This is a genomic window from Alteribacillus persepolensis, from assembly GCF_900099605.1.
Lineage (GTDB): Bacteria > Bacillota > Bacilli > Bacillales > Marinococcaceae > Alteribacillus > Alteribacillus persepolensis.
This window is the reverse complement of the sequence record NZ_FNDK01000012.1, coordinates 45,805-72,072: the sequence shown is the minus strand read 5'-3', so window position 1 is coordinate 72,072 and position 26,268 is coordinate 45,805. Positions and strand designations below refer to the sequence as shown.

Here is a 26,268-nt window from a genome sequence, read left to right as displayed (position 1 = left end):
GGTTTTTTATATTCGCCGCTAGCGTACTTGAGATAAGCGTTCTTTTTGTCAGACGAAAGCAAATGTCCTTTTCCTAATAAACAGGTAAATGAAAAAGGAGAGCATCATGAAACGATTTTTACATGCTGTTTCGACAGGACGCCAGTCTTTGGCGGAGTGGTTAGAGCGGTCTGTTCTTATCAAGGACGAGGTCGATTTTTTGCATATTCGTGAAAAGAGCTGGGATGAAAACCAAGTCAGGTATGCGGTCAGCCAATTACTGACAGAAGGTGTGCCAGCAGATAAAATTATCGTGAACAGCAGGCCGCAGATAGCTGCTCAATATCAGTTAGGAGGAATCCATTTTCCAGAAAAGTATTCCTTTTATCCTTTTATATACCAGAGAAGCAGGGTAGGTGTTTCAGTCCACAGTAAACAAAGTGCGCTGGATAAAGCCGCTGCCGGTGCAGACTATTTGTTTTATGGACACATTTTCGCTACGAAGAGTAAGCCTGGTGCTGCACCACGAGGGCTGCACCTGCTGCAAGCAGTTGCTGAGTCTGTCTCTTGTCCGGTGATTGCTATAGGGGGAATCACACCAATCAATGTGCCGCAATGTATAGAGCAAGGAGCACAGGGGATAGCGGTGATGTCTGGTATTTATGAGGCAAGCAATCCACTAAAGCAGGCTCAAGCATATAAGAAAGCATTAAAAGAGGGGGCGGGTTATGAAAACAACGTATGATGTTCTCGTTATCGGAGGCGGCGTAAATGGCTGCTCTATTGCCTATCAACTGGCAAAAAAGAAATGCAGTGTCGCTGTCTTAGAAAAAACAAGAGTAGGAGCCGAAGCGTCTCGAGCAGCCGCTGGCATGCTGGGGGCACAAGTGGAAATAAAGAAACAAGGTCCCTTTTTTGATTTTGCCCGAGCCAGCCGGCAGCTGTTTTTTGAGCTGGTCCCTGAGTTAGAAGAAGATTCAGGAATTTCTGTATCTTTTGTAAAAAATGGTATGCTGAAAATAGCACAGACCGAAGAAGAAGCGGGCCATTTGTATGATGTATTGTCTTTTCAACAGCAAGCGGGCGAGCAGGCAGACTGGTTAGAACAAAAAAATGTATATGAAAAAGAACCGGCCATTCAAGGAGACGTGAAAGGCGCACTTTCAATTCCTTTAGATGGACAAGTAAAAGCATACGAATTAACCAAGGCGTTTGCTAGAGCAGCCAGTTTAAATGGAGCGGATATTTACGAATATACTCAGGCCTTACAGTTATTAATACAGAACAACACAGCCGTCGGAGTGCAGACATCGGCAGGAAATTTGTACGCGGACCATATCGTGTTGGCAGGCGGAGTGTGGTCGAATGTTCTTCCAGGAGCAGAAGCTCATATTCCTGCAATGGTTCCAGTAAAAGGTGAAGCTTTGGCTGTGATGCCTGAGAAACCAGTGATTACCAATACCATTCATGCTGCAGACTTCTACATCGTACCGAAAGCAGACGGGTCCTGCATTATTGGAGCAACCGAACAAGAAGGCACGATGGATAAAAAGGTCCAGGCACACGCTGTACAGACATTATTAGAAAAAGCTGTTTCACTCGTGCCAGACTTGCAGAGAGCTGAGTGGAGGGGCGCGTGGAGCGGTATTAGGCCGCAGACAAAAGATGGATTGCCATGTTTAGGGGAAACATCACTAGAAGGCCTGTGGGCAGCAGCTGGCCATTACAGAAATGGTATTTTGTTGTCTGCGATAACAGGCAAATGGATGGCTGACCTTCTAAATAGGACAAATACAAAGGAAGGCTGGGAAGAAGCATTTTCCCCTCTTCGATTTTCAACATCAAATAGAAAGGAGAATGTCGTTGAAACTCATTATTAATGGTGCGGAAAAAGAAATGCCAGATCAAGCCAATACAGTGTCATTACTGTTGCAGCATTTGGATATCGCTCATAAAAAAGTAGTCATTGAACGAAATGGAAATATTTTAAAAAGTGGTCAGCATGGAGAAGAACTTGTCCAAGACGGCGATAGGCTGGAGATTGTTCATTTTGTAGGAGGAGGATAATAAAATGTTACAGATAGGACCTTATACGTTTCATTCCCGATTGTTTTTAGGTACAGGAAAATACAGTGATGGTGACGTACAAAAGCAAGCAGTAGAAGTGTCAGAGACAGAAGTTCTCACATTCGCGGTAAAACGAATGAATATATTTGATGACAGCCAGCCAGATCCCTTTGAAAATATGAATCTTAATGGATTTAAGCTGCTGCCCAACACGGCTGGTGCAAAAACAGCGGAAGAAGCGGTGCGTATTGCTAAAATGGCTCAGGCAGCGGGCATGTGCGATATGATTAAAGTTGAAGTGATCGGCTGTGATAAAACATTGCTGCCAGATCCGGTTGAAACGTTAAAAGCTGCGGAGATGCTGCTAAAAGAAGGATTTGTCGTGCTTGTGTATACTTCTGATGACGTTGTGTTAGCTCGGCGCCTGCAAGAATTAGGAGCTCACGCAATCATGCCTGGAGCTTCACCAATTGGCACCGGTCTTGGTATTATCAATCCATATAATTTGGCCCATATTATAGAACAAAGTGATGTGCCAGTTATTGTAGATGCCGGAATCGGCAGTCCCAAGGACGCTTCTTATGCCATGGAGCTGGGAGCCGATGGTATTCTGTTAAATACGGCAGTATCTAAAGCAGAAGATCCGATTAAAATGGCGCAGGCAATGAATTATGCTGTCCATGCGGGACGTTTAGGATACGAGGCTGGACGAATGGATAAAAAGTGGTATGCCCAGGCCAGCAGTCCGCTTGAAGGGCTTGGTCAGCTTTGATAGACCACCGCTATGACAGGCAGGAGCGCTTTTATGGTATTGGAAAGAAAGGCCAGCAATTGTTGTCGTCTAAACACGTGGTCATTGTTGGTGCAGGGGCACTAGGAAGTGCGGCAGCAGAAACGCTCGTTCGTGCAGGTGTTGGAAAAGTTTCGATGATAGATAGAGATTTCGTAGAATTTAGTAATCTTCATCGACAACAGCTGTATACAGAAGCAGACGCTGACAAGCATATTCCTAAAGCACAAGCTGCTAAACAGCGGCTGGTGATGATAAACAGTGAAGTAGAAATAACGTGTGTTACCGGGGAAGCAGATGCTGCTGCGTTAGAAGACTTACTCCCGGCGGATTTAATGATCGATGCTTTGGATAATTTTGATACAAGAATGCTTATTAACGATTTGTGTCAAAAACACAACCTTCCGTGGATTTATGGGGCTTGTGTCGGCAGTTATGGAATTAGTTATACAGTGATTCCTCATGAAACGCCGTGTTTACATTGCTTAACAGAAGACATTCCGTTAGATGGGGAGACATGTGACACGGTTGGTGTCATTGCTCCAGCTGTACAAATGGTAAGTGTGTATCAAACGACAGAAGCATTAAAAATTTTAACGGAAAGTTGGTCTTCCTTACATCGAAAACTTGTATCGTTTAACCTATGGGACAATGAATCTTCTTCGCTGGATGTGAGCAGCTTAAAGAAAACGGACTGTCCGTCTTGTGGAAAAGATGCGTCGCATCCGTTTTTAGATTATAGAAACCGATCTAAAACGGAAGTGTTGTGCGGACGTGATGCTGTACAAGTTCGACCAGCCAAGCAGCAATACCTTTCTTTGCCTGATTTGAAAAAAAGATATGCTTCCAACGTAGCAATAGATAACAACTACTTACTTGTTTTAAACGTGGAAGGCAAACGCGTTGTGATATTTAAAGATGGCCGAGCCATTATACACGGAATAAATGAGAAAGAAGCAGCACGTACCTTTTATCAAAAGTATATAGGCGGTTAGAAGGAGAGAAGAGCGGACACCCATATGTACCGCTCTTTTCGTCGTTCTTTGATCAGAAGGGAATATTTAAATTTTGTAAAAAATCATGAATAAGCTATGTTGATAAAACGGATATGCTACAATTTTCAGGGGATGAGTGATAATCATCGTTTCTTACCGTGCAGCACACATATTGCAATAGGATTTGGTTTGCGAAACTAGATAGAACATGATACGTTCTTTTATGGTTTCATCTATTAATGAAGAAACAGAATAGAATGATGGATAGAGACCAACAGTGGGATATATGACATCCATATCAAAGATGAAGGCCATGATGCGGCTATGAATGCGGCTGACAAAGATGGAGGTTGCGGCTGTCGTTCTTTGTCTGTGCAAACAAGGTCATGGTGCGTCTGCGATGGATACTTAGTAAAGAAGTAAAGGCAATCAAATGCTATGACATCAATAGCAAAACAAAAGAAGTGCCTTGATTTCACACATTGCGAGACTGGCTTAGGTGATAGATATTTCATTCATTGTGCCTGCTTTAAGAAAGTAATCAGATGGCAGAACAGCCAGGGGTATTTGCTCATGCTGTCAGGCAGTGTCTAGCATCGTGATTTATGATGAGCTGTGCTTATGTCACGACATATAAGTGATTAAACGGCAGGAATGAATGTTCATGTTGTTACGGTATGGTAGAAACAGCTTGTGATTGTCACGTGATGAAATTGGGTACAATGAGAACACATGGAAAGCACAAAGACCGTGTTGTGAAGGGGAAGTCCTTTTCCATGCTGCAAGGAAGCAATATTTTCTTATGTGCTGGATGTGGGCAGCATGAATGAAACCAGGACTACTAGAAAAAAGAAACAGGGAGTGTACCGATGAAAATCGCTATCGTAACAGAAACGTTTCTTCCTTCAACAGATGGCATTGTCACCAGGCTGACGGCATGCATTCGGTGGCTGCTTCAGAAAGGACATGATGTGCGTGTGATAGCTCCTGACTTGGGTGTATATGAATTTGAGGGAGCCGAAATAAAAGGAGTGCCAGCGCGTACTCTTCCTTTTTACCGCTCGAAACAATTCGCCCTCCCTCATCCTCTCGTGAAACGATATATTGAGGAATATCAGCCTGACATTGTTCACGTAGTTAATCCAGCTTTGATCGGATTTTCAGGAGTGAGAGCTGCCAAGAAGCTTCATTATCCATTGCTTGCTTCGTATCATACAAACGTTGCGAAATATTTGGACTATTATCATTTGTCTCCTTTTAAAGGGTTGATATGGTGGTATTTTCGCAAGCTCCATAATCAAGCAGACTTGAACTTGTGTACATCAAAAACGGTAGAAGAAGAGCTGAATGAACACGATTTCTTTAATGTGCATGTTTGGCACCGCGGTGTTGATACTGCTATGTTTCATCCCGACAATGATGATGCTGCGGTTCGTAATAGATTGACCGCTGGCAGGCCGCAGCAAAAACTGCTTTTGTATGTGGGACGGCTTGCGCCTGAAAAGGAAATAGAGAAATTAAAGCATGTACTGGATGAATCGGATGAGTTCAGCTTGGCTATTGTTGGAGATGGGCCTCATCGAGAGGCACTGAAACAGCACTTTGCAGGAACAAAGACTGTTTTCACTGGATTTATGCACGGACAAGACTTAGCAAAAGCTTATGCTTCGGCAGATGTATTTGTATTTCCGTCAACAACGGAAACGTTGGGACTGGTTATTTTAGAAGCCATGGCATCGGGGCTGCCAATTGTTGCGGCCAAAAGCGGACCGACATGTGAACAGATAGAAGACGGAAAAACAGGTTTGTTGTATGACGCTCAAATAGAAGGAGATTTCACGAAAACAATCAGACGATTTGAAGATGAAATGCTGCGCAAGCGTCTTGCCGTTAATGCTAGAGAAGATATTCAAGAGTTAGGGTGGGCAAAAGCGTCAGAACAGCTTCTAACATTATATGAGGAATTAGCGGGAATTCATGGAGAAAGCAAAACAAGTACGCAGTCAAAACAACAGCTTACGTAATCATCACCGGCCACAAGGCTGCAGCCATAACAGAAGGGATAGCATGAAGAGACAGAAACGAGTGAAAGGGCCGCTTCAGTTCATGCAGTTTAGCGTGATCGGCCTTGCTAATGCGGGAATTGATATTGGCGTTTTAAATTTGCTGTTAATCTTATTTCCAACTGACGACCGGGGACTGCTTGCTCTGTTCAATACGATTGCCTATTCGTTAGCCGTGGCAAACAGCTACTACTGGAATGCTCATGTCACATTTCGTCATTCGGCTCAAGGGAGCGGAAGGCAGCGTCTGTTCTTTATCTTGCAAGGGATTATTAGTCTTGGTGTAAATAATCTTGTTTTTTTAGGGGCGCAGCAGTTATTTCAAGTACTGGAAGTTCCGCGCTGGCTACGATATAACACGGCAAAGGGACTGGCGATGTTTTTGTCATTTACAGCGAGCTTTTTTATGATGAAGTTTTTGGTATTTAAAGAAAAATAAAGGTGCCGCAAGGAAAGAAGAGATAGATTCAATGGTTTTGTCTTTGATTATCAGAACTTCCTGCTTTTCCCGTCGGACAAGCAATCAAATGTACCGCTGATAAGCAGGATTTATGAACCATCTGTGCTGTTAGGAGAAATTCCCTCTTTTGCTTATTTTAGCAGGTTCACTCTCAAGCCAGGCAAAATAATGAACAGCGAAGAAATCACATGTGGGTTTGCCATACCATTCACATGTGATTTTTTGTATTGACAGGAAAGTATAAAGGTTGGCTTTTTTAGTCTCTCCCAAGCATCCAGGCGGATTCGTTCCGTGCTGCCGCAGCAGGGATTATCTTTTTTGCTTGCGAGGAAGCAAAAGCGCTGCAGCGCTGCCTGGGAAAGCGAAATGTATTTTTTAGGGAACTTACTGCGGAGAAGGGAGCTTTTTCAACTAACGCCCTCCTCTTTGTCAGCTTTCAGTTACTGACAGACGCCGGGCTAGGCGTTTGGCAATGATGCCGTGTTGTGGAGCAAATAAAAAGGCTAAAAGAAAAAGAATTCCAGTAGTAGAGGCCATGCTTCCGGCTATCGATACATTTAACCATTGCGCGATATAGTAGCCAATCACCGCAGATGCTGCACCAATAGCGGCGCTGTACAGAATCATGAACAATAACCTATCGGTTAAAAGGTAGGCGGTAGAAGGTGGAACAATCAGCATGGCGACAACAAGAATAGCGCCAACACTGTCGAAAGAGGCGACCGTTGTGATGGAAACCATCGACATAAACAAATAATGCAGTGCAGTTACCGGGAGACCAAGAGCAAAAGCCATAGCTGGATCGAATGATGTGATTTTGAGTTCTTTATACATAACGGTAATAAAGACAATATCGATAACAAGCACAACCGCAATCAGCCAAAAGGCTTTGGGACCAAGTGTCATGCCGTTCCACTCTATAGTGTGAAAGGGTATAAACGTAATATCCCCCATGAGCACATGATCAACATCCAAGTGAACATTTCTAGCGAATAACGACACTAAAATAACGCCCACAGAAAAGAGTGCGGTAAACACGACACCAATGGCAGCATCGGTTTGCACTCCGGATGAGTCCAGCACTTGAATAAAAAAGGTTGTCAATAAGCCTGTAATGACCGCACCAATAAGCATGAAGGGGCCCTCTAATGTTTGGGATACAAGAAATGCCCCAACAATTCCTAACAGAACGGTATGGCTGATGGCATCTGCAATCATGGCCATTTTACGAAGAACCAAAAACGTGCCAATGATACCGCAAGCTGCACCGACTAAAGCTCCTGTGAGAATAATCCACATGTCATAACTCATGTTGTCCCCTCCGGATGTTAAATATCATTTTGATAAGGTTTAAAAGTAGTTTTATAGACTTGAAAGGAGATGGGTTCTAGGTTTTCTTTCTTCAGCAAATGACGCAGCTCCGTATTCATTGTGTCTAACGCAGTTTCACTTTCATCACGGTCTTCTGTACCAAATGGAGGTGTGCCGAGTTGTGATTCGTACATAAGATAGACATTTTCCACACGGTATTGAAGAGTAGACTGATAAGCTTTTTGAAATCCGGCATCTGTTAAATAAAAATAGCCGTCGTTCATGTTCCCTATAAACGCCTGCTTTTGTAAGTCGTGAAAGGCCTTCATCACCCGTTTCGGCGGTAAATGGGTAAAGTAAGAAAGTTCTTTTTTCGTGAAAACGAGCGAAGTAGAATGTTCTTTATAACGGGTTTCCAGCAATTCATAGATAGAGCGAAGCACTTGTTCTTGCCAAATGGCTTGATCTCTTTTTTTATTTTTTAACCAGTGGAAGACAAGCCCTCGTGCTGGAGCAAATAAAAAGGAACATACAAAGACAATCGTTGCGCATACCACAATGACAGGACCAGTAGGAAGGCCTGGGACGACAGCGCTTGTCATTGCCCCAAATACTCCTGAAACTCCTCCAATGATACCTGCCAACATAGCCATAATTCCAAGTTTTTCTGTCCAATACCTGGCGGCAATGGCTGGTGTGATGAGCAGTGCGGCCATCAATACAACACCTACAGCTTGAATGCCAGTAATAACGATCAGAACGACCATGGAACTGAGCAGGCCGTGCAAGAAGGAAACAGGCAAGCCTATGCCCCCGGCAAATAAGGGGTCAAACGTAAGCAGCTTCAATTCCTTAAAAAATAACAGCGCAATCATGAGTAATACAATGGCTGTTCCAAGCAAAATCTGTACGTCTTGAAATACCAGCGAAGCTGCCTGCCCGAAAATAAATTCGTCTAATCCAGCTTTGTTTCCTGCTGAACCGTTTGTAATGTAGGTTAAAAGTACAATACCAAAACCAAAAAATACTGATAATACAATCCCAATAGCAGCATCTTGTTTTAGTTTGGAATGGGCAGTTATTGCCCGTATTGCGTAAATGGCCAAGAGTCCTGTTAAAGCAGCCCCAGCCATGAGCGCAAATAATTCTCTGCCATACAGCAAAAAACCTAGACAAATACCGGGAAGCGCAGCGTGTGCCATCGCATCACCGACTAGACTTTCTTTTCTGAGTAAGACAAAGCTGCCAACGACACCACTTGCCATTCCAAGAAACAATGTCCCTAATAAAACCCATTGCAGGTTTGCACTTGTTAATAATTGACTCCATTCTTGCATACTGCGTATCCTCCTGGTTGATTATGAAGAAGATAGGAAAGCGAGCTTTCCCCCGTATGTTTTTTGCAACAAATCGGTGGTAAACGTTTTAGAAACTGGTCCAGAAGCAATCAAGTGTTTATTTAACAGCAGCAGCCAATCAAAGTATTCTTCTGCTGTCTGCAAGTCATGGTGAACTACCAAGACGGTTTTTCCTTGCTTTTTTAATTCATTTAACAATGCAATAATGGCACGTTCTGTCGCAGCGTCGACACCAGCAAATGGTTCATCCATGAAATAAATAGATGCATCTTGTGCCAAAGCCCGGGCAAGAAAGACACGCTGCTGTTGCCCGCCGGAAAGCTGGCTGATTTGTCGATCGGCATAAGCTTTCATGCCAACCTTATCCAAGCAGGACAACGCATGCTCCTTATCTTTTTTTTTCGGTCGTTTGAACCAGCCAATGTGCCCATATCGTCCCATTAATACCACGTCTAACGCATTCGTGGGAAAATCCCAGTCAACATCGCCGCGCTGCGGGACATAACCAATCAATTTACGTTGCTGTTGAACGGTCTTTCCTTTAATCGATACGTCGCCAGCTGTTTTCGGCACGAGTTGAAGTATCGATTTTAAAAGGGTAGATTTGCCAGCGCCATTCGGACCAATAATACCTACTAACTGGCCTTCGGGAATGGAAAATGTGACATCTTGCAAGACAGGTGTTTTTTTATAGGCAACAGTTATTTTTTCCACGTTAACAGCCGTTTTCAATGGTTTTCTCCTTTCATTCGAATCATTATTATTGAAGAGAAGATACGATAGTGTCTATATTAGAAATAAACATTCCTTCATATGTCCCTTCATCGGTGCCTTCTTCCCCCATGGCATCCGAATACAGTTCACCCCCAATTTCAACCTCATGTCCCTCTTTGCGAGCACCTTCTATGACGGCGTTTACAGCTCTTTCAGATACACTGGACTCCACAAAGACAGCTTTTATGTTCCGGTTGGTGAGCAGTCGAACTAAGTGGTTGACATCACGAACACTGTATTCGGCGTCTGTGCTTAATCCTTGCAGTCCTTCTACGTCAAAATCGTATGCATCACCGAAGTAACCAAATGCATCATGTGCAGTGACTAATACACGACTTTCAGGTGAGACGGCAGCCAGTTGTTCTTTAGCGTATGTGTCTAACTCTTCTAACATCTCGATATACTCTTGGGTGTTCTCCGCATAAGCATCTTTGTTGTTAGCATCAAGAGCCACCAGGCCGTCTTGTACTGCTTCGACTGCGTATTTCCAACGATTTGGATCAAACCAAAGGTGAGGATCGACGGCATCACTGTTTTCTTCAGAGAGCAGCAAATCACGAGGAGTATTTTCTGCGACAGCATATACAGGTGTCGTGTTACTCATTTCATGAAATATCTCCTGTAAATTGCCTTCTAAATGATGGCCGTTATAAAAAATAATATCGGCTTCGCTTAATGTATTCATATCCTGCTGTGTTGCTTGATAGAGGTGCGGGTCTACTCCGGGCCCCATCAAAGTGTTTACCTCTGCATGTTCTCCGCCCACATTCTTAGCTATGTCTCCAATTTGAGAAGTAGTGGCGACGATATGAATGGTGTCGTCGGTTGTGTCAGTTTGAGCGGCTTCCTGTCCACAAGCCAATAATAAACTTAACATCGTCCACGCTGCGAAAAAAAAGCAACGGCGCATATGTGTCATTCCTCCTTTTTTGTCATATACACAAAAGTTTCTCTTAGGCAAAAAATAAGAGAAGAAAAATCTAGAAGCTTCATGGTCGTTCGCTTTCTAGAACATGGTTAGTTTATGTTACTGTATGTCGCATAGGCACATGAAGTGCCTGTTATATTGTACTTTTCTTGTACTGATAGGAAAGTGTACTGTGTTAAGTGCAGGCGAACCATCGATGCCGTCAATACGTTGAAAAAACCGGTATACGTACAGCGAAGTCATCATTTGCGCTTAAGATTGAAGCTGGCCAAGTTTTCTTTACACTTCATCCCAACCTCCTTGTTTTGGGGAACTTGTGCCGTTTTTTAATTCAATAGTTAACATTAGTAAAAAAGGTTTCCCTCGGGCAAAAAATACTGCAAAAAAATTTTATTTTTGCCAAAGGCTATTTTTTTTCCCTAAGGAAAGAATATCGGAAAATAAAAATAGCGTCAATCATTTTTGCATAAAAAAGACAGATGGTTTATGGTGAATATACTATGTGATTTACATGTGAATATTCCATTTTTTGATAATATGTAAAAAATGTAGAGAGCGAAAGGTGTTTCAGAAAGAAATCTAGAAAAATAATAAAGAACATGTTTCGCTATATTCCTTCCGCAAAGCGGCAGCAAGGGGGATAAACAATGAATCAAGAACCAATCCATCTGTATCTTTCCCGCTACAAAGAACACATTAAATATTTGAGAGATACAGGTCAGGAAACACCGGGATGGCGTGATTTACGAGAAGAAGAACTCCCCGAGTATTTGCAGGTCAAACAGTCAAAAATTGAAATCAACACAGATACTCCGGTGCGTGATTATGAAAGAGAAGGAACCTGGAAAAAAGGCAGTATGTTAACGATGACAATGGAACTTGCAGATGGAACGCAATATACCATGAACGGATACTTTGTTGAAGAAAAAGATGACTGGTACCCTAATGAAAATCCAGCTGTTCATAAAAGCAAAGGATGTGGATTTTGTCAGTCCATCATTGGACTAGGCGGAGAAGATAGTGTGAAAGAAGAATTTTGTATGCTCCCGCTCCCTGAGAAAAAATATTTATTTGAAGAAGTGCTGCGCCGACATAAAAATGAATTGTATGATGGCTAAACCTTGGATGCGTCCGAGGTTTCTTTTTCATGTGAAAAACAGAAAAAAAGGGGAGATCCGCGTGAAAATTGTTATAGCACCAGACTCATTTAAAGAGAGTATGACAGCCATGGAGACTGCATCATGCATAAAAGAAGGGCTGTATAAATGTTTAGGAAACAATATCACTCTAGAGATTATTCCGATGGCGGACGGAGGAGAGGGAACGACACGTTCCATGGCAGACGCCCTTGGCGGGACGATACATAAAACAGTCGTAACTGGGCCGCTGGGTGATAAAGTAGAGGCATCATATGCTTTTATTTCCGATACGCGCACTGCGGTTTTGGAAATGGCAGAAGCGTCTGGGATTGGCCTGGTGGCACCATCTGTTCGCAACCCATTAAAAGCAACGACGTATGGTACGGGTGAATTAATCAAGGCAGCATTAAACGAGGGCGCAAAAAAAATTATTTTAGGTATTGGAGGAAGTGCTACAAATGATGGAGGCGCAGGAATGATTCAAGCACTTGGAGGAAAACTGCTTGATGATAAGAAACAAGAAATCCCACGTGGTGGTGAAGCACTCCTGCAGCTGCACTCCATCGACCTTTCAGGCGTGGATGAACGCCTTTTTCAAACGGAAATTGTGGCTGCTTGTGATGTTAATAATCCACTAACAGGTGAAAATGGTGCCAGTGTTGTGTATGGACCGCAAAAAGGAGCGAGCAAAGAAATGGTGCACGTGTTAGATGACGCTTTGCATCATTATGCGTCTGTGATTCGACATAAGTTGGGAGCAGAGGTTGAAACGTTGGCGGGAGCTGGTGCAGCAGGCGGTTTGGGTGCAGGGCTAGTGGCTTTTTTACAAGCATCACTTAAACCTGGCATAGATATCGTTTTACAAGAAACGAACTTTTATAAAAGAGTAAAAGGAGCTGATCTCGTCATTACTGGTGAAGGGAGAATCGACAAGCAGACGATTTATGGAAAAACACCGGTAGGCGTAGCAAAAGCTGCAAAAAGCTGCTCGGATGTACCGGTCATTGCTTTGTGCGGACAGTTAGGGCCTGGGTATGAAGCTGTTTATCATGAAGGTATCACGGCGGTGTTTAGTATCGCTCCTGGGCCAATAAGTACAGAGGAGGCAATGGCTAATGGGAAAGAATATGTGACTGGGGCAGCGAGAAATATTGCTGCTCTTATGTTTCATTCTAAGCATTAAAAACGGGGCTGTTCCAAAAGATTTTTACAGCTGAAATACACTTCTGTTTCCGCAGGGAGTCTGTATATGTATTTCAGCTGATGTTCACCAAAAATAAAGCTGATCCCGCTTATGAGACAAATCCGCTTGAAAAAACGGAAATTATAAAATAGGTGACAATAAATGTGAAATGGATTCTTTGAAACGTATCCATAAAGAGCGTTGTTTGTATTCTGATAAAGTAAGTTCGTTTGAATGTGTCATATCTTGTTCATAAATCATGGCTAGTCGTTGTGCAGTTGGTTGGTGGTACAAGAAAGCATTTACTTCAAAATTTAATCGAAAACTTCGGACATCAATGTTTGCTGTGCCAACAGAACTAACTTTCCCATCTACTACAATCGTTTTGGCATGGATAAATCCATTTTTATAGATGAAAACCCTGGCGCCGGTTTTTAATAGTTCTCCTATGTGAGACAATGTTGCCCAGTAAACAAATGGATGGTCCGGTTTGTCGGGAATCATGATGCGGACGTCTTTTCCAGATAGAGCAGCAATTTGCAAGGCATCCATTAGGCTTTGGTCCGGGATAAAGTAAGGTGTTTGAATGTACACAGACTCTTTAGCTGATGTAATCATTTTAATATAGCCATTTTTTATTTGTTCCCACTCGGAATCTGGTCCACTTGAAACAATTTGTGCTGATAAGTCGCCCGCCGGTTCAAGTGTTGGAAAGTAACGCTTATCGTAGTGAACGTGATGGTGGTGGGTCGCTTGGTTCCAGTCAAGTATAAATCGTGTTTGGACAGCTTTGACGACCTGCCCTTGCAGGCGCAGGTGGGTATCTCGCCAATAACCGAATTTGGGATTGAGACCAAGGTATTCATCCCCAATGTTAAATCCGCCGACATAACCAATTTTTCCGTCAATGATGACTAATTTCCGGTGATTGCGATAATTTAAACGAAGATTAATCAATGGTATTCGTTTAGGGAAAAAAATTTCAACTGCTCCGCCAGCCTCGAGCAGCGGTCGAAATACTTTTTTGGAAAGACCGCGCGACCCCATATCATCATACAGAACACGTACTTTTACTCCTTCTTTTGCCTTTTCCGTCAATGCTTGCAAAAGTTTAGCGCCCAGGCTGTCGTACCTTAAAATGTAATATTGAAGATGTATATGATCGGTTGCTTTTTCAATATCTTCAAACAGCTGCTGGAATTTAGCGGCACCGTCGGTAAACAAATCAACAGCATTATCCTGTGTCAGCAGGGCATCATTATTGACAAGCTGCATATAAATAAGATCCCTGTACTCTCTAGAATTAGGATCGGTAAATTGAAAGCGTTGTTCGCGCAAAGATTCAATCTGCTCATTAATTAGATTTTCAATGCCAATTTTTTTGATATCTTCCCAATCAAAGAGGCGTTTTCTGCTCATGTTTTGACCGAGTATTAAATAGAGAATAAATCCGAGAAATGGGATGAACAACAAAACCATCAGCCAAGCCCACGTTGATGTCGCATCTTTTCGTTCAAGGAAGATAATCACAGAAGCAAATATAACGTTTAAAAGAAACAGAAAACCCATTAACAATGAAAAGACATCCATGTTGTTCCCTGCCTAACTGTCATGAATAAACAAGTAAATATGTTTGTCATGACCAATGAAATTAGTAAATCTCTTGATTAACACAGTATAACAAAAAAGAGATTTTTCGTCTGCGTATTTTGTTCTTTTGCAACATGGTATAAAATAAGGGAAACTAGTAAGTATAAAATGCATTGTATTGTAAAAGCTGGGATGAAAGGGGTTCGTCAATTCGATGAACAAAGAGTATCTAGGTGTGGACGTTGGGGGCACCCTGTCAAAAATTGTCTATCGACTCGAGGGAGAATGGCGATATAAAAAAGTGCCTACCACACGGTTAGAAGATGTAGACCAATGGATTCAGGGACGATTTCATAACCCTGTCATACATATTACGGGCGGGAAGGCTGGTTTATTCACACAAAAATCTGTGTTCCCGGTTAAGAAAATAAATGAGTTTGAAGCAACATGTGAAGGAGTAAGACATTTATTAGAGGAAAATGGCCAGTATGGAGAAGCTGGTTCGCGCTTTATGGTGACAAATGTCGGTACCGGAACGTCCATCCATGTGGTAGAAGGTGACTCGTATGAGCGCATTGGAGGAAGCGGCATGGGAGGCGGCACATTGCTGGGCCTTTCTTATTTGCTGACTGGAGAAGATAACTATGACACCATTTTAACATTAGGCAAACAAGGAAATGGTGCGTCACTAAACGTTACTGTACGCGATATCTATTCGCATGAAAATCCGCCAATATCAGGTGACTTAACGGCCAGCAATTTTGGTAACGTTTCAAATATGAAAGAACAGTCCTTTTCACAAGAAGATTATATTGCTGCAGTCGTGCGAATGATTGGAGAAACCATCACAACAATGAGTGTACAAGCCGCCGAACGATTAAAGACGGACACCGTTGTTTATATCGGATCTACCTTTTCTCAACATGATACATTAAGAGATATTGTCCAAGGCTACACAGAATTAAGAGGCAAAAAAGCACTGTTTCTTGACCATGGTGAATACAGCGGTGCCATAGGAGCCTTTTTAAATAAAGGATTAAAAAAGGCAGTGCTTTAAACAGCCAAAGTAAGGCAGGAGATGAATACCGTGAGTATGGATGAGTATAAACAAGTTTTCTTGGAGTCCATTGATGCTATTGAAAACATATCCAAGCACTTACAACCGAAAATGCCGCTGTTAAGTGAATTGCAGTTAACCACTCGCCAGGAGTCTATTATGATTCTTTTTATTCGTCAAGAAAACATCACAATGAGTGAAATGGCAGAGCGTCTCGGTATATCAAAGAGTGCGGTAAGTCAGGCCATGAACAAACTTGAAAAAGAAGACTTGCTGATTCGTTCAATCAATGAAAATAATCGCCGCGAAATTACAATGAGGTTGGGGGAAACGGGAATAGAACTCAAAAGACAATTCCAGGCATTTGAAAGGTCGATTATTCAAGATTATATTGCCCAGTTACCACTAGAGGATATAAAAAAAGTAAGAGACGTTATTGTTGCATTGGACCGTATTATTCAACAAGGAGAAACAACGAAAGATGTATAATGGAAAGCTGCATTTTTTCATCGAAAAGATGGAAGATGCAGCTTTTTTACATGGACAAGAAAGGATAACATTTTAACAGCAGTATACGTGCAGCAAGGTCATCGTATGTGTTGACAGGCTTGGCGACAATCTGAGTTTTTCGAATGAACAGCAAGTCCCGTTTTTTATATAAAAAGTGACGATATTGGCAACAATAAACGGAAAACTTGACGAAGAGCGTTATATATTTTAGATTATTGAATAGTTTAGTTTTTAAACAGTTGAATGATTTAAAATAAAGGTTTATGGATAAATGGTTAAGCTATATGCTTGGAGAGTAGAGAAAAGGAGGAAGGAGCCAAATTGAAACTCACTAATGTATCCATTAGGCGGCCTAAATTAACGATTGTAGGCATGATTTTATTTATTTTGCTAGGGGGAGTTTCATTAACAAATCTTCCTCTTCAACTATTTCCAGAAATCAACCCTCCTGTTGGGGCAGTTGTGTCTAGTTATCCGGGGGCTAGTCCTGAAGAAGTGGAAGATAAAGTAACGAAACCGCTGGAAGAAGAGCTGTCCACATTGCCGGGTTTAAGTACGATGACTTCAACATCTGAGGAAGGCATGGCCCTTGTTTTACTGGAATTTTCATGGGATTCTACGATTGATGAAGTGGAACAAGACATTATTACGTCCATGAACCAGGCGAATATTTCAGATGATGCCAACTCCCCGAGCTTTTTAAAGTTCGATCCGTCGATGATGGGGATGGCACAGATGGCAGTAACGTCTAACAATCAAGATGTCCAAGGTTTCCAGGGGGATGTCGATGAATTTCAAACAGAGTTGGAGAGAATTGACGGGATTGCCAATGTGGATACTTCCGGTCAAGTCACGGAACAGTTTGAAGTACGGTTAGACCAGGAAGAACTAGAAGCAAATCAGTTAACACAAGAGGAGATTGTTCAAACAATCCAATCACATAATCTCACGCTTCCAGGCGGCACCGTGGAAACGGGTGACCGGCAGTTGACAACGCGTGCGATCAGCTCGTTGTCTGGTGAAGAAGATTTAGCTAATATTGTTATTGGCGCAAATCCGCAAAATGGTGAAGAGCTTGTTCTTTCTGATATAGCTGAAGTAGCAGAAACAACAGGAGAAACAGATGCTATCACTAGAGCCAATCAGCAGCCGGCTCTGCAGATGACAGTAATAAAGGAAACAGATGCTAATACTGCTCAAGTTTCCCAAGCATTTAATGATGAGATGGAAACTTTGCTTGGAGAAGAAGAGTATGATCATTTATCTGTCGTTTCCTTTTATGACGAGGGTGAATATATCCAATTATCGATTAACAGTGTATCTCAGGCGCTTGTGCTTGGCGGTATATTTGCCATGGCTGTTTTGTTTTTCTTCTTGCGGAATTGGAAAACGCCCTTGATTATTGGTACAGCGATTCCATTTTCGGTGATTGTCACTTTTGGCTTCTTATACTTCACTGATGTTAGTTTGAATTTAATGACATTGGGTGGTTTGGCACTTGGAATAGGGATGTTAGTGGATAATGCAATTGTTGTTATCGAAAACATTTACCGGCACTTATCCATGGGGAAAACCGCGAAAGAAGCGGCGGCAGAAGGGACAAAAGAAGTCGGTGGAGCCATTACTGCTTCGACGTTAACGACAGTGTCTGTCTTCTTGCCGATTGTATTTATTAGTGGTATTGTCGGTAATATTTTTACCGAGTTTGCTTTAGCTGTAGCGTTTAGTCTTTTGGCGTCGCTTCTAGTGGCAGTCACAGTCGTGCCGATGATGTCAAGCCGTATGCTGACTGCGCCGCGGGGAAACCAAGAACGTAAACGGCAGAATTCTGCTTTTATGAAGGGGATAGGCCGTTCCATATCCTGGGTGCTCGGTCATCGTTTTATGACTTTATTTATAACATTTGTTTTACTGGCTGTTGGAGGTGCCGGTATTGCTGCGACAGGAATTAACTTTCTGCCAGCGACAGATGAAGGGTATTTTATGGTGGATATAGAAATGGAACACGGCACCAACCTTGATAAAACAGCCGAAGTTGTTGAGGGAATCGAAGAAATATTAGATGATGAATCCGTTGTAGCAGATTATATGTCTGTTGTTGGCTCATCTGAAGATACAGCTGGGATGGGTGGTCCATCCGGGTCACACGAAGCACAAATGTTTGTGACGATGACTGATCTTCAAGACAGAAATCAAAGCACGATTGATTTTGTTGAAGATATAGAAGGAGATGTCCAAGGCGTTGACCAGAATGCAGACATATCCTTATCTACACAAGCTGCTGTGGGCGGCGGCGAGGCAAATTCTATTGTGTTTACGATGAGTGATAACGATACCGCTGCGTTAGAAGAAGCGGTAGCTGAGGTAGAAGAAGAACTCAACAATGAACGTTATGTAAGAAGCGTTGAAACATCGATGGAAGAACGGGCACCTGAGCTGCAAGTGCGTATTGATGAAGAAGCAGCACGTAACAACGGTTTCGCTCCAGCGCAGGTTGCTGAAACGGTTCATCAAGTAACCCGTGGGGAGACTGCGACGTCAATACAAACTGACAGCAATGAAAACTATGATGTCGTTGTTCAATATTCTGATGAATCATTGGCTGACAAAGAAGATTTAGAGACGCTGCTAATTCCAAACGATGAAGGAGAATACATTGAATTAAATGACCTTGCTGTTGTAGATGAAGCAGAAGGCCCAGCGGTTATTAATCGTCTTGATCAAGAGCGAAGTGTAGAATTTACGGTTTCCTACACGAGTGACACGAATCTAAATGACATGTCTAATCTCATTGAAAACATTATCGAGGAAGCGGATATACAAGACAGCACCAGTTATGCTTTTTCAGGTGAACAAGAGCTGCTTGAAGATGCATTAAACAGCTTGGTGTTTGCGTTTATACTAGCTTTATTATTTATCTACCTCGTCATGGCGGGGCAGTTTGAATCGTTTAAATATCCATTTGTCGTGATGTTTAGTGTTCCGCTTGTCATCATTGGTGTGATGCTTGCTCTGACGATCACCCAGACACCTTTGAGCGTAACAGTATTTATTGGCTTAATTGTGTTGGCTGGTATTGTTGTAAACAACGCTATTGTTTTAGTTGACTACATTAATCAGTCGAAAGAAAGAGGGCTTCCAACAAGAGAAGCGATCATTGAAGGTGTGAAAAAACGGACACGTCCGATATTAATGACAGCCATTACCACTATTTTAGGTGTTGTTCCGTTAGCGCTTGGTATGGGAGAAGGAACAGAAATTCAGCAGCCGATGGGTATTGCGGTGATTGGCGGACTTATTAGCAGCACATTTTTGACGCTATTTGTCATCCCTGTCCTGTACAGCTTTATGGATAAAGACACAAGGCACATGAATAAACGCTATGTTACTCCGCAAGGAAGAGTTATTTATGCTTATGAGCTCGATGAAGATGATGAAAGACGGCAAACACATACCCGTCTGCTCACTTCTGAGCCGCAAAACGATTCCTCAATACAGGAAACAGAGCAGCCACTGGATGAGAACAGTCAAGAACAAAGGAATGAAGCAGAAGAAAGTAAAAACGAAGCCACACGGGAAAATAAAGAGATTGATTCGTTAACAAAAGATGATATTCTTCACTTGCTTGAAAATATTGTTCAAAAATCCAAGCATGATGATCAAGATAAAGATGATAAAAACAAGGGCCATCATGACAATAACAACGAGTCATAGTGTTTGACAGAGGTACAGTAGGTTGGGTACTATAAAATTAACTGAATAAACATCCACTAGGGGCGCTGTATGATAGCTGAGATGATGCACATTTATTTGCTGCATCGGTCCCTTTGAACCTGAAATGGTTAGCACCATCGTAGGAAAGTGGAGCGAGAACATGGTATAGCAGGTATAAGGCATGAACCGCTCTCTTTCAGGGAGCGGTTTTTTTATTTGTTGCCGTTTCTGTTTTTTAAGGGAACTTTTCCTAACGTGCAAAAAAGCACACATCTATTCAACCCAGCATTTGCAGCAGAATCTTTTTTGCAGAGTGTTTTTAGGAAAATACCGTATTAGAACACCATACTTTTAAACATATGGGGGAAAAACTATGCGCAATGTACCAAGTGTATTATCGATTGCCGGCACAGATCCAACGGGTGGTGCAGGAATTCATGCTGACTTAAAGACATTCCAAGAACGTAAAGCCTATGGGATGGCGGTGGTGACATCTGTTGTGGCACAAAATACAAAAGGTGTACAGGATGTATGGCATGTGCCTGTCGACATGGTAGAACAACAGATCAGAGCAGTTTTTGAAGATATACGTCCTGGAGCTGTCAAAACAGGCATGATAGCCACTCCTGAAATGATAGAGAGAGTAGCGGATTTGTTAGAACAGGAAAACGATGTGCCATTAGTCATTGACCCAGTAATGGTAGCAACAAGTGGTGATTCTCTCATGGAACAAGAGTCATTGGATTTAATGAAAAAGCGTTTATTACCGCTTTCGGCTGTTATTACACCGAACCGTCAAGAGGCAGAGGTGTTAACAGGCTTAAGTATTGAGAATATAGAAACAGCTGAAGATGCGGCGAAGACGCTGGTAGATGAGATGGGGGCATCTGCCGCTGTTGTCAAAGGCGGGCATTTAACAGGTGATGCAACAGATGTGCTGTACAGCGAGGATGGCATTGAATACTTGCATGCACCAAGAACAGATACAAATCATACGCATGGTACAGGCTGCAGTCTGTCTGCATCTATCGCAGCGGAATTAGCGAGAAAAAATTCTATTAAAACGGCGGTTTCAAACAGTAAGGCGTTTATATCCAAAGCAATCATGGATACGCTTGAGATAGGTAAAGGCAATGGTCCAATTAATCATTGGGCGTCTCGACTAAGCAAAGAAGATATTATGGTTTAAGGGAGGAGCTGCCTTGAGAAGTAAACAGGCCAGTCGGCTGTTAGAGCAAGTAAGAGAACAAAAGCCGTTAGTGCACAATATTACAAATACAGTAGTTGCTAATTTCACAGCCAATGGGTTATTAGCGATGGGGGCAAGTCCGGTGATGGCTAATGCAGAACAAGAAGCAGATGAAATGGCAAAACAGGCTGATGCACTTGTGTTAAATCTTGGTACGTTGAATGATGCACAGATAGAAGCGATGGCCAAGGCCGGACGGGCAGCCAATGAAAAAGGAATACCGGTTGTTTTGGACCCAGTAGGAGCAGGGGCAACAATATATCGAACCAATGCAGCTCATAAACTGTTAAATGAATTAAAGATTACTCTCGTTCGCGGAAATGCAGCAGAAATTTCTGCGATAGCAGGGTTGGACAGTGATATTCGCGGTGTAGATGCATCAAGAGGAGAGTATAACGTAGAGTCCATTGCTGTTTATGCTGCTAAAAACGTTCAAGCATCTGCGATAGCGGTAACTGGTGAAAGAGATGCTGTTGCTGATAAACACGATGTGTATACCATTTATAATGGGAATTCCATGCTGTCTAAAGTTACTGGAACAGGTTGTTTGGCTAGTTCCGTTATAGCTGCATTTCTCAGCGTGTCCGACAAGTTAACGGAAGGTGCTGCGTCAGCATTAGGTTATTACGGCATTGCTGCGCAAAAAGCAAGTGCATATACAAATGGACAAGGCCCTGGTACATTTCAAATACAGCTATTGAACGCGCTTTATCGTATAGATGAAATCGATTTTAAACAGCAGCTCCATATAGAAAGAGAAATTGTGAATCGCGGGGGTGCTTTGCATGAATAGAGAACAGCTGCTGCTTTATTTTATTATGGGTACAAACAATAGTGCAGGTTCACCGCTTCGTGTGTTAACAAACGCGATTGAAGGAGGAGTGACGTGCTTTCAGTTTCGTGAAAAAGGCCAAGGGGCGTTAGAAGGGGCGGAAAAAGAACAGGCTGCTCGGGATATGCAAGCAATTTGCCGGAAGCATGGTGTTCCTTTTATCGTAAATGACGATATAGAGCTTGCTTTGGAATTACAGGCAGATGGAATTCATGTCGGCCAAGATGACGAGTCAATCGAGGCAGTCAGGAAAAAATGTCCAGATTATATGATTGTGGGAGTATCTGCCAAGACAGTTAATGAAGCGGCGCAAGCTCAAAAACAAGGGGCGGACTATATTGGAACAGGACCTATGTTCTCGACAACCACAAAAGCAGACGCTAAGTCCCCCATTGGTCCAGGTGCGATTACAGAGTTGCGAGAAAATGGTATTGACCTGCCTGTTGTAGGGATTGGCGGTATAAAAAAAGAAAATGCTTCAGAAGTTATCCGTGCCGGAGCAGATGGTGTTTCTGTTATTTCATCCATTAGTATGGATGAAGATCCTAAACAAGCGGCACGTCTATTAAAAAACCAGTTAACCTGAAATGAACGTCAGGTTAACTGGTTTTTTAATAGATAAAAAGTATAAAAATTTGGCGCTTTCATGGTCCAGCGCAAGCGTCTGCTCGCTCAGGCGCACACGATGTGGATCGGTTCAGCGTTGCCACAGGACGTGCTTCCACAGGATGTGGTGACTTCTACGTTGCACACAGGAAGTGTGCGTTCTTAGTAGAAGTACCTTACCGGAGTACCTTACCGATGCACCTTACCGAGGTTCCTTACAGAAATTCCTTCCCCATAGCTGAACGTCCCTCTTTCAAGGCACTTGCGCTTTTCTTTATTGGTGCATGCAGTAAGTTAAGGAAATTTGATAGGAATGTTTTTTACATGCTGATCACGATAAGAGCGGTAAGAAACAATATCATGCTCCGATGTATAGACATCCATTTGTAAAAGGTATCCATCCCTCATTTCAACATAAAAATGAATTCCTTCTACTTGTAAATGATAGAACGTAAATGTCATTCCCAACAACGTTCTTTTAGATATTTGTACGTCAGGGTGACGCTGAATATAGGCAGATAACTGATCAATCGTAGCCGTTGTGGTCCCTGTGATATCATACACCTTTTCTTTAAACAGCATGGTAGCTTGTTGTAACGTCATTTTTGTTTTTTCCATCACACGCTTCAAGTATCCAGCCATTTTCCGCCTCCTTGTGTTTTAGGATTGCGATATATCTAAAATTTATTCCAACTGTGCGTATATCATCACTAAAAAGAAAAACAAAAGTGTATGAGTCCATCAAGGAAAAAGAGAGAGGATAATAAAACCTTCATGTCATGAAGCAAATGCCAGGGAAACGATATGTTTCAAAAAGTGTGTGAAGTTTCTTAACAAAAATAAAGTGAAACGATGCAGTTATTTTTTATACTAGCTATAACAATCGATAGGAAGGGGACGTTTATGGATAGCATACAGCCTCGGCAAGTGATAGAGAGCATGATACAAGCAGGAAAGGCAAAGGCCGGTCTTTCTGTGAAGGATTTATTGATTCGAGGAGGATTAGCTGGTGTCTTTTTAGGGTACGCCACGACATTAGCATTTACAGCCAATCTGCAAACAGGAATGGACATGTTAGGAGCAATTATCTTTCCGGTCGGTTTTGTCATGATTATTTTGCTCGGTTTGGAATTAGTGACGGGGAATTTTGCACTGCTTCCTGTCGCTAACATGCATGGCGAAATTTCTCGATTCAGTATGCTTTATAACTGGTTTTGGGTGATTATCGGCCATTTGATCGGAAGTATTCTTTACGCAGCATTGTATGCCGCCGCCACTACCCAATTTGGAACAGGGACAAGTGCTATGGCAGATCAGCTTGTTTCGACAGCCGAAGCAAAAACAATTGCATACGCTGCCCTTGGAAGTGCCGGAATGGGTACGGTATTTGTAAAAGCAGTTCTTTGTAATTGGATGGTGGCGCTAGGTGCTGTGATGGCGATGACATCCAAATCAACGATTGGAAAAATTGCAGCGATGTGGCTGCCGATTGTTATCTTTTTTGGCCAAGGGTTTGAACATGCTGTCGTTAATATGTTTGTTATTCCAGCGGGCATGATGCTCGGTGCAAACGTTACGATAGCTGATTGGTGGTTGTGGAATCAGATACCGGTTCTTTTAGGCAACCTCGTGAGTGCAGCAGTGTTCGCAGGAGGAGCGCTGTATGTTACACATGGAAAGCAAGCAGAAGTGCAAACAACAGCGGTTAAGGATTTGAAAAAAGCACAGTAAAAAATATGGGGAGGAATACACAATGGGCTATAGCAAAACGTCAGAAGAAAGAAAGCATGCAGCAGATGTGATATGGGAAGCCAAGAAATCACAGCATGTTGCGTATGAGCATCTTGCTGAAGTTGTTGGAAGAAATAAAGTATGGGTAGCAGCAATCCAAGGACAAGCTGCTATGAGTAAAGAAGAGGCAGTCTCTTTGGTGCATTGTTTACATATTGATAACGACGATGTCTTCTCATTCTTAACCGAAATACCAACAAAAGGATCATTGGGGGGGCAGTGCCCGTTAATCCACTTATATATCGGTTTCATGAAATAACACAAGTGTATGGCACGACGTTAAAAGCAATAATCCATGAATAATTTGGGACGGCATTATGAGTGCTATTGATTTTAAAATAGATATAGAGAAAAAAGAAGACCCAAACGGTGATCGAGTTGCTATAACAATGGACGGAAAGTTTTTACCGTATAAAAGTGGTAAGCGGCAGCTGTTAGTGCATGCCGGACATATGAAAGAAACAAGCTGTCTTCGTTGTTGTCAGAACGACTAAGGCAGCTTGTTTATGCGTTTAAACAAAAGGTCTGTCGGCAGGCTGATTTTTTCTAAGGAATGCAAGATATAAGGATTTTGCAGCATCATACCTGGTTTGGCACATTGCTGCAAAAATAATGTTAACTAATCTCACATGCTTCGATACAAAAAGCATGACAGCTATTAAAATGAAATTAACTTACATTGATACAGACTTTTTAAAAGGTGGCGACACGAATGAAAGCGAAAGCGGGAAAAATTTATTTTGTGGGGGCCGGCCCTGGCGATCCGGAATTAATTACGTTAAAAGGATTAAAAGCACTGCAATCGGCGCAAGTCATCGTTTATGACCGTCTCAGTCACCCGTCCTTATTATTAGAAGCAAATCGTAAAGCAACGTTCATTTATTGCGGGAAACAACCGTGTCAACATACGCTGCGTCAACACGACATTCAGAAAGAGCTGGTTATACAAGCGAAAAAAGGAAAAACAGTCGTTCGTTTAAAAGGAGGAGACCCTGCTGTATTTGGAAGAGTTGGTGAAGAGGCAGAAGCGGTATCAAAACACCATATCCCCTATGAAATTGTTCCAGGAATCACAGCTGGAAGCGCAGCTGCTATTTACACTGGAGTGCCGCTGACGCACCGAGAGCATTCCCGATCTTTTGCCATTGTAACAGGACACAGCAAAAGCCGGGATGGCAAACCAGAAATCGAATGGGAGAAATTAGCGAAAGGTGTTGATACGATCGTATTTTACATGGGGGTGAAAAATCTTTCTTATATCGCAAACGAACTTGTGAAACATGGGAAGCCGGAACAGACAAGCACCCTTGTCACGGAGTGGGGAACGTACGGCAGACAGCGCTCGATAACCGCCCCTTTAAATAAAATAGCAGCAAAAGTGAAAGAGAGAGGCATGCAGAACCCCGCTGTGATTGTTGTAGGAGATGTGACAAAACTGCATGATTCGCTGCAATGGGTGGAGCAGAAGCCGTTAACAGGTTATGGAATCATTGGAATGTCAGATGATGTAGATATGAAAGCACACATGCATGCCTTAAAAGAAGAAGGAGCCGATGTGTATGTGTTAGGAACAACCGACTTGTCACATAGTGGCCGGGAAGCTGTTTGGCGTCTGCTAGAAGAAGGCCACACTGCACATGTATTGCTGCACGGTCATACGTCAGCACAAATAGTCATGAATTGGATAAAGGAATTCCAAATAGAAATAGACAGGGTTCCATCCTTTATATGTGCAGGAAAAGAAGCGGAAGCGGTTATGCATGGTCATGGATATGTACCAAGCATTGTACTGCCGCCTTTTGCTGATACAAGTATGTTCATGGAATCTTTGCTGGATGAGCCAATTCGAAATATTGTATAGCAAGAAAAAGG

26 protein-coding genes and 1 riboswitch are annotated in these 26,268 nt (G+C 42.5%); of the genes, 20 read left to right on the top strand and 6 right to left on the bottom strand.

Annotation, left to right across the window (positions count from 1 at the left end; genetic code table 11):
• Positions 1-106 precede the first annotated feature (106 nt).
• From BLT18_RS10740 to BLT18_RS10710, 7 genes are all read left to right on the top strand, one after another.
• Positions 107-724 carry a thiamine phosphate synthase gene (locus BLT18_RS10740; RefSeq protein WP_175487471.1) on the top strand — a complete coding sequence of 206 codons (618 nt, stop codon included), beginning with the start codon at positions 107-109 and terminating at the stop codon, positions 722-724.
• Positions 708-1,859, top strand: a complete 1,152-nt coding sequence (gene thiO, locus BLT18_RS10735; RefSeq protein WP_091273805.1) for a glycine oxidase ThiO — start codon at positions 708-710, stop codon at positions 1,857-1,859. The genes BLT18_RS10740 and thiO overlap by 17 nt, the downstream gene beginning before the upstream one ends.
• On the top strand, positions 1,843-2,046 hold the full coding sequence (gene thiS, locus BLT18_RS10730) for a sulfur carrier protein ThiS (protein WP_091273804.1): 204 nt from the start codon (positions 1,843-1,845) through the stop codon (positions 2,044-2,046). The genes thiO and thiS overlap by 17 nt, the downstream gene beginning before the upstream one ends.
• A gap of 4 nt (positions 2,047-2,050) precedes the next feature.
• Complete coding sequence (locus BLT18_RS10725; RefSeq protein ID WP_091273803.1) at positions 2,051-2,818, top strand: thiazole synthase; 768 nt, start codon at positions 2,051-2,053, stop codon at positions 2,816-2,818.
• Entirely contained in the window at positions 2,818-3,831 is a 1,014-nt protein-coding gene (locus tag BLT18_RS10720; RefSeq protein ID WP_091273871.1) for a ThiF family adenylyltransferase, read from the top strand. The genes BLT18_RS10725 and BLT18_RS10720 overlap by 1 nt, the downstream gene beginning before the upstream one ends.
• Before the next feature lie 869 nt (positions 3,832-4,700).
• Entirely contained in the window at positions 4,701-5,855 is a 1,155-nt protein-coding gene (locus BLT18_RS10715; protein WP_091273802.1) for a glycosyltransferase family 4 protein, read from the top strand.
• A 43-nt stretch (positions 5,856-5,898) separates the two neighbouring features.
• Positions 5,899-6,333, top strand: a complete 435-nt coding sequence (locus tag BLT18_RS10710; protein ID WP_091273801.1) for a GtrA family protein — start codon at positions 5,899-5,901, stop codon at positions 6,331-6,333.
• A 450-nt stretch (positions 6,334-6,783) separates the two neighbouring features.
• Here BLT18_RS10710 and BLT18_RS10705 read toward each other — a convergent pair whose 3' ends face one another.
• The 4 genes from BLT18_RS10705 to BLT18_RS10690 are packed head-to-tail and all read right to left on the bottom strand — an operon-like array spanning position 6,784 to position 10,707.
• Positions 6,784-7,665, bottom strand: coding sequence for a metal ABC transporter permease (locus tag BLT18_RS10705; protein WP_091273800.1), 882 nt, complete (start codon positions 7,663-7,665; stop codon positions 6,784-6,786).
• Positions 7,666-7,682: 17 nt separating this feature from the next.
• A complete protein-coding gene (locus tag BLT18_RS10700; protein WP_091273799.1) occupies positions 7,683-9,002 on the bottom strand; it encodes a metal ABC transporter permease in 1,320 nt (439 codons plus the stop codon).
• A 21-nt stretch (positions 9,003-9,023) separates the two neighbouring features.
• The gene (locus BLT18_RS10695; RefSeq protein WP_091273797.1) at positions 9,024-9,755 is read right to left on the bottom strand and encodes a metal ABC transporter ATP-binding protein; all 732 of its coding nucleotides are present in this window, start codon (positions 9,753-9,755) and stop codon (positions 9,024-9,026) included.
• 28 nt (positions 9,756-9,783) lie between these two features.
• Entirely contained in the window at positions 9,784-10,707 is a 924-nt protein-coding gene (locus BLT18_RS10690; RefSeq protein ID WP_091273796.1) for a metal ABC transporter solute-binding protein, Zn/Mn family, read from the bottom strand.
• Positions 10,708-11,372: 665 nt separating this feature from the next.
• Between BLT18_RS10690 and BLT18_RS10685 the strand changes: the two genes are divergently transcribed.
• Both BLT18_RS10685 and BLT18_RS10680 read left to right on the top strand, forming a co-directional pair.
• Entirely contained in the window at positions 11,373-11,843 is a 471-nt protein-coding gene (locus BLT18_RS10685; RefSeq protein WP_091273794.1) for a hypothetical protein, read from the top strand.
• 61 nt (positions 11,844-11,904) lie between these two features.
• On the top strand, positions 11,905-13,047 hold the full coding sequence (locus BLT18_RS10680) for a glycerate kinase family protein (protein WP_139184731.1): 1,143 nt from the start codon (positions 11,905-11,907) through the stop codon (positions 13,045-13,047).
• Between the two features lie 141 nt (positions 13,048-13,188).
• Here BLT18_RS10680 and cls read toward each other — a convergent pair whose 3' ends face one another.
• The gene (gene cls, locus BLT18_RS10675) at positions 13,189-14,637 is read right to left on the bottom strand and encodes a cardiolipin synthase (protein ID WP_091273793.1); all 1,449 of its coding nucleotides are present in this window, start codon (positions 14,635-14,637) and stop codon (positions 13,189-13,191) included.
• 214 nt (positions 14,638-14,851) lie between these two features.
• Between cls and coaW the strand changes: the two genes are divergently transcribed.
• The 6 genes from coaW to thiE all read left to right on the top strand — a co-directional run bounded on the left by coaW (position 14,852) and on the right by thiE (position 22,585).
• A complete protein-coding gene (gene coaW, locus BLT18_RS10670; protein WP_091273792.1) occupies positions 14,852-15,694 on the top strand; it encodes a type II pantothenate kinase in 843 nt (280 codons plus the stop codon).
• Positions 15,695-15,730: 36 nt separating this feature from the next.
• A complete protein-coding gene (locus BLT18_RS10665; RefSeq protein WP_245705246.1) occupies positions 15,731-16,183 on the top strand; it encodes a MarR family winged helix-turn-helix transcriptional regulator in 453 nt (150 codons plus the stop codon).
• 342 nt (positions 16,184-16,525) lie between these two features.
• On the top strand, positions 16,526-19,918 hold the full coding sequence (locus BLT18_RS10660; protein WP_091273789.1) for an efflux RND transporter permease subunit: 3,393 nt from the start codon (positions 16,526-16,528) through the stop codon (positions 19,916-19,918).
• 48 nt (positions 19,919-19,966) lie between these two features.
• A riboswitch (TPP riboswitch) is annotated at positions 19,967-20,081 on the top strand.
• A 210-nt stretch (positions 20,082-20,291) separates the two neighbouring features.
• Positions 20,292-21,107 (top strand): bifunctional hydroxymethylpyrimidine kinase/phosphomethylpyrimidine kinase, encoded by an 816-nt coding sequence (thiD, locus tag BLT18_RS10655; protein ID WP_091273787.1) that lies wholly within the window; start codon positions 20,292-20,294, stop codon positions 21,105-21,107.
• Positions 21,108-21,120: 13 nt separating this feature from the next.
• On the top strand, positions 21,121-21,960 hold the full coding sequence (thiM, locus tag BLT18_RS10650) for a hydroxyethylthiazole kinase (protein WP_091273785.1): 840 nt from the start codon (positions 21,121-21,123) through the stop codon (positions 21,958-21,960).
• Positions 21,953-22,585 (top strand): thiamine phosphate synthase, encoded by a 633-nt coding sequence (gene thiE, locus BLT18_RS10645; RefSeq protein ID WP_091273784.1) that lies wholly within the window; start codon positions 21,953-21,955, stop codon positions 22,583-22,585. Before thiM ends, thiE begins: the two co-directional genes overlap by 8 nt.
• Before the next feature lie 314 nt (positions 22,586-22,899).
• Here thiE and BLT18_RS10640 read toward each other — a convergent pair whose 3' ends face one another.
• A complete protein-coding gene (locus BLT18_RS10640; protein ID WP_091273782.1) occupies positions 22,900-23,247 on the bottom strand; it encodes a hypothetical protein in 348 nt (115 codons plus the stop codon).
• A gap of 261 nt (positions 23,248-23,508) precedes the next feature.
• On the opposite strand from BLT18_RS10640, the gene BLT18_RS10635 reads away from it, so the two are divergent.
• From BLT18_RS10635 to cobA, 5 genes are all read left to right on the top strand, one after another.
• Positions 23,509-24,336: a formate/nitrite transporter family protein gene (locus tag BLT18_RS10635; protein WP_091273780.1), complete on the top strand. Its 828-nt coding sequence runs from the start codon at positions 23,509-23,511 to the stop codon at positions 24,334-24,336.
• 22 nt (positions 24,337-24,358) lie between these two features.
• Positions 24,359-24,655, top strand: a complete 297-nt coding sequence (locus BLT18_RS18480; RefSeq protein ID WP_217635742.1) for a hypothetical protein — start codon at positions 24,359-24,361, stop codon at positions 24,653-24,655.
• Positions 24,634-24,699, top strand: coding sequence for a cyanase (locus BLT18_RS18785; protein ID WP_407639927.1), 66 nt, complete (start codon positions 24,634-24,636; stop codon positions 24,697-24,699). The genes BLT18_RS18480 and BLT18_RS18785 overlap by 22 nt, the downstream gene beginning before the upstream one ends.
• Before the next feature lie 14 nt (positions 24,700-24,713).
• Positions 24,714-24,890, top strand: coding sequence for a cyanase (locus BLT18_RS18475; RefSeq protein ID WP_281242354.1), 177 nt, complete (start codon positions 24,714-24,716; stop codon positions 24,888-24,890).
• Positions 24,891-25,108: 218 nt separating this feature from the next.
• Positions 25,109-26,257, top strand: coding sequence for a uroporphyrinogen-III C-methyltransferase (gene cobA / locus BLT18_RS10625; protein WP_091273779.1), 1,149 nt, complete (start codon positions 25,109-25,111; stop codon positions 26,255-26,257).
• The last annotated feature ends 11 nt before the right edge of the window (positions 26,258-26,268 follow it).

Bases quoted from the DNA above. Each gene is read 5' to 3' on its own strand.
- thiE (WP_091273784.1), top strand. From the start codon at position 21,953: ATGAATAGAGAACAGCTGCTGCTTTATTTTATTATGGGTACAAACAAT.
- BLT18_RS10740 (WP_175487471.1), top strand. From the start codon at position 107: ATGAAACGATTTTTACATGCTGTTTCGACAGGACGCCAGTCTTTGGCG.
- BLT18_RS10710 (WP_091273801.1), top strand. From the start codon at position 5,899: ATGAAGAGACAGAAACGAGTGAAAGGGCCGCTTCAGTTCATGCAGTTT.
- thiD (WP_091273787.1), top strand. From the start codon at position 20,292: ATGCGCAATGTACCAAGTGTATTATCGATTGCCGGCACAGATCCAACG.
- cls (WP_091273793.1), bottom strand. From the start codon at position 14,637: ATGGATGTCTTTTCATTGTTAATGGGTTTTCTGTTTCTTTTAAACGTT.
- BLT18_RS18480 (WP_217635742.1), top strand. From the start codon at position 24,359: ATGGGCTATAGCAAAACGTCAGAAGAAAGAAAGCATGCAGCAGATGTG.
- BLT18_RS18475 (WP_281242354.1), top strand. From the start codon at position 24,714: ATGAGTGCTATTGATTTTAAAATAGATATAGAGAAAAAAGAAGACCCA.
- BLT18_RS10640 (WP_091273782.1), bottom strand. From the start codon at position 23,247: ATGGCTGGATACTTGAAGCGTGTGATGGAAAAAACAAAAATGACGTTA.
- cobA (WP_091273779.1), top strand. From the start codon at position 25,109: ATGAAAGCGAAAGCGGGAAAAATTTATTTTGTGGGGGCCGGCCCTGGC.
- BLT18_RS10690 (WP_091273796.1), bottom strand. From the start codon at position 10,707: ATGCGCCGTTGCTTTTTTTTCGCAGCGTGGACGATGTTAAGTTTATTA.
- coaW (WP_091273792.1), top strand. From the start codon at position 14,852: ATGAACAAAGAGTATCTAGGTGTGGACGTTGGGGGCACCCTGTCAAAA.
- BLT18_RS10705 (WP_091273800.1), bottom strand. From the start codon at position 7,665: ATGAGTTATGACATGTGGATTATTCTCACAGGAGCTTTAGTCGGTGCA.
- thiO (WP_091273805.1), top strand. From the start codon at position 708: ATGAAAACAACGTATGATGTTCTCGTTATCGGAGGCGGCGTAAATGGC.
- BLT18_RS10715 (WP_091273802.1), top strand. From the start codon at position 4,701: ATGAAAATCGCTATCGTAACAGAAACGTTTCTTCCTTCAACAGATGGC.
- BLT18_RS10665 (WP_245705246.1), top strand. From the start codon at position 15,731: ATGGATGAGTATAAACAAGTTTTCTTGGAGTCCATTGATGCTATTGAA.
- BLT18_RS10725 (WP_091273803.1), top strand. From the start codon at position 2,051: ATGTTACAGATAGGACCTTATACGTTTCATTCCCGATTGTTTTTAGGT.
- BLT18_RS10685 (WP_091273794.1), top strand. From the start codon at position 11,373: ATGAATCAAGAACCAATCCATCTGTATCTTTCCCGCTACAAAGAACAC.
- BLT18_RS10635 (WP_091273780.1), top strand. From the start codon at position 23,509: ATGGATAGCATACAGCCTCGGCAAGTGATAGAGAGCATGATACAAGCA.
- BLT18_RS10700 (WP_091273799.1), bottom strand. From the start codon at position 9,002: ATGCAAGAATGGAGTCAATTATTAACAAGTGCAAACCTGCAATGGGTT.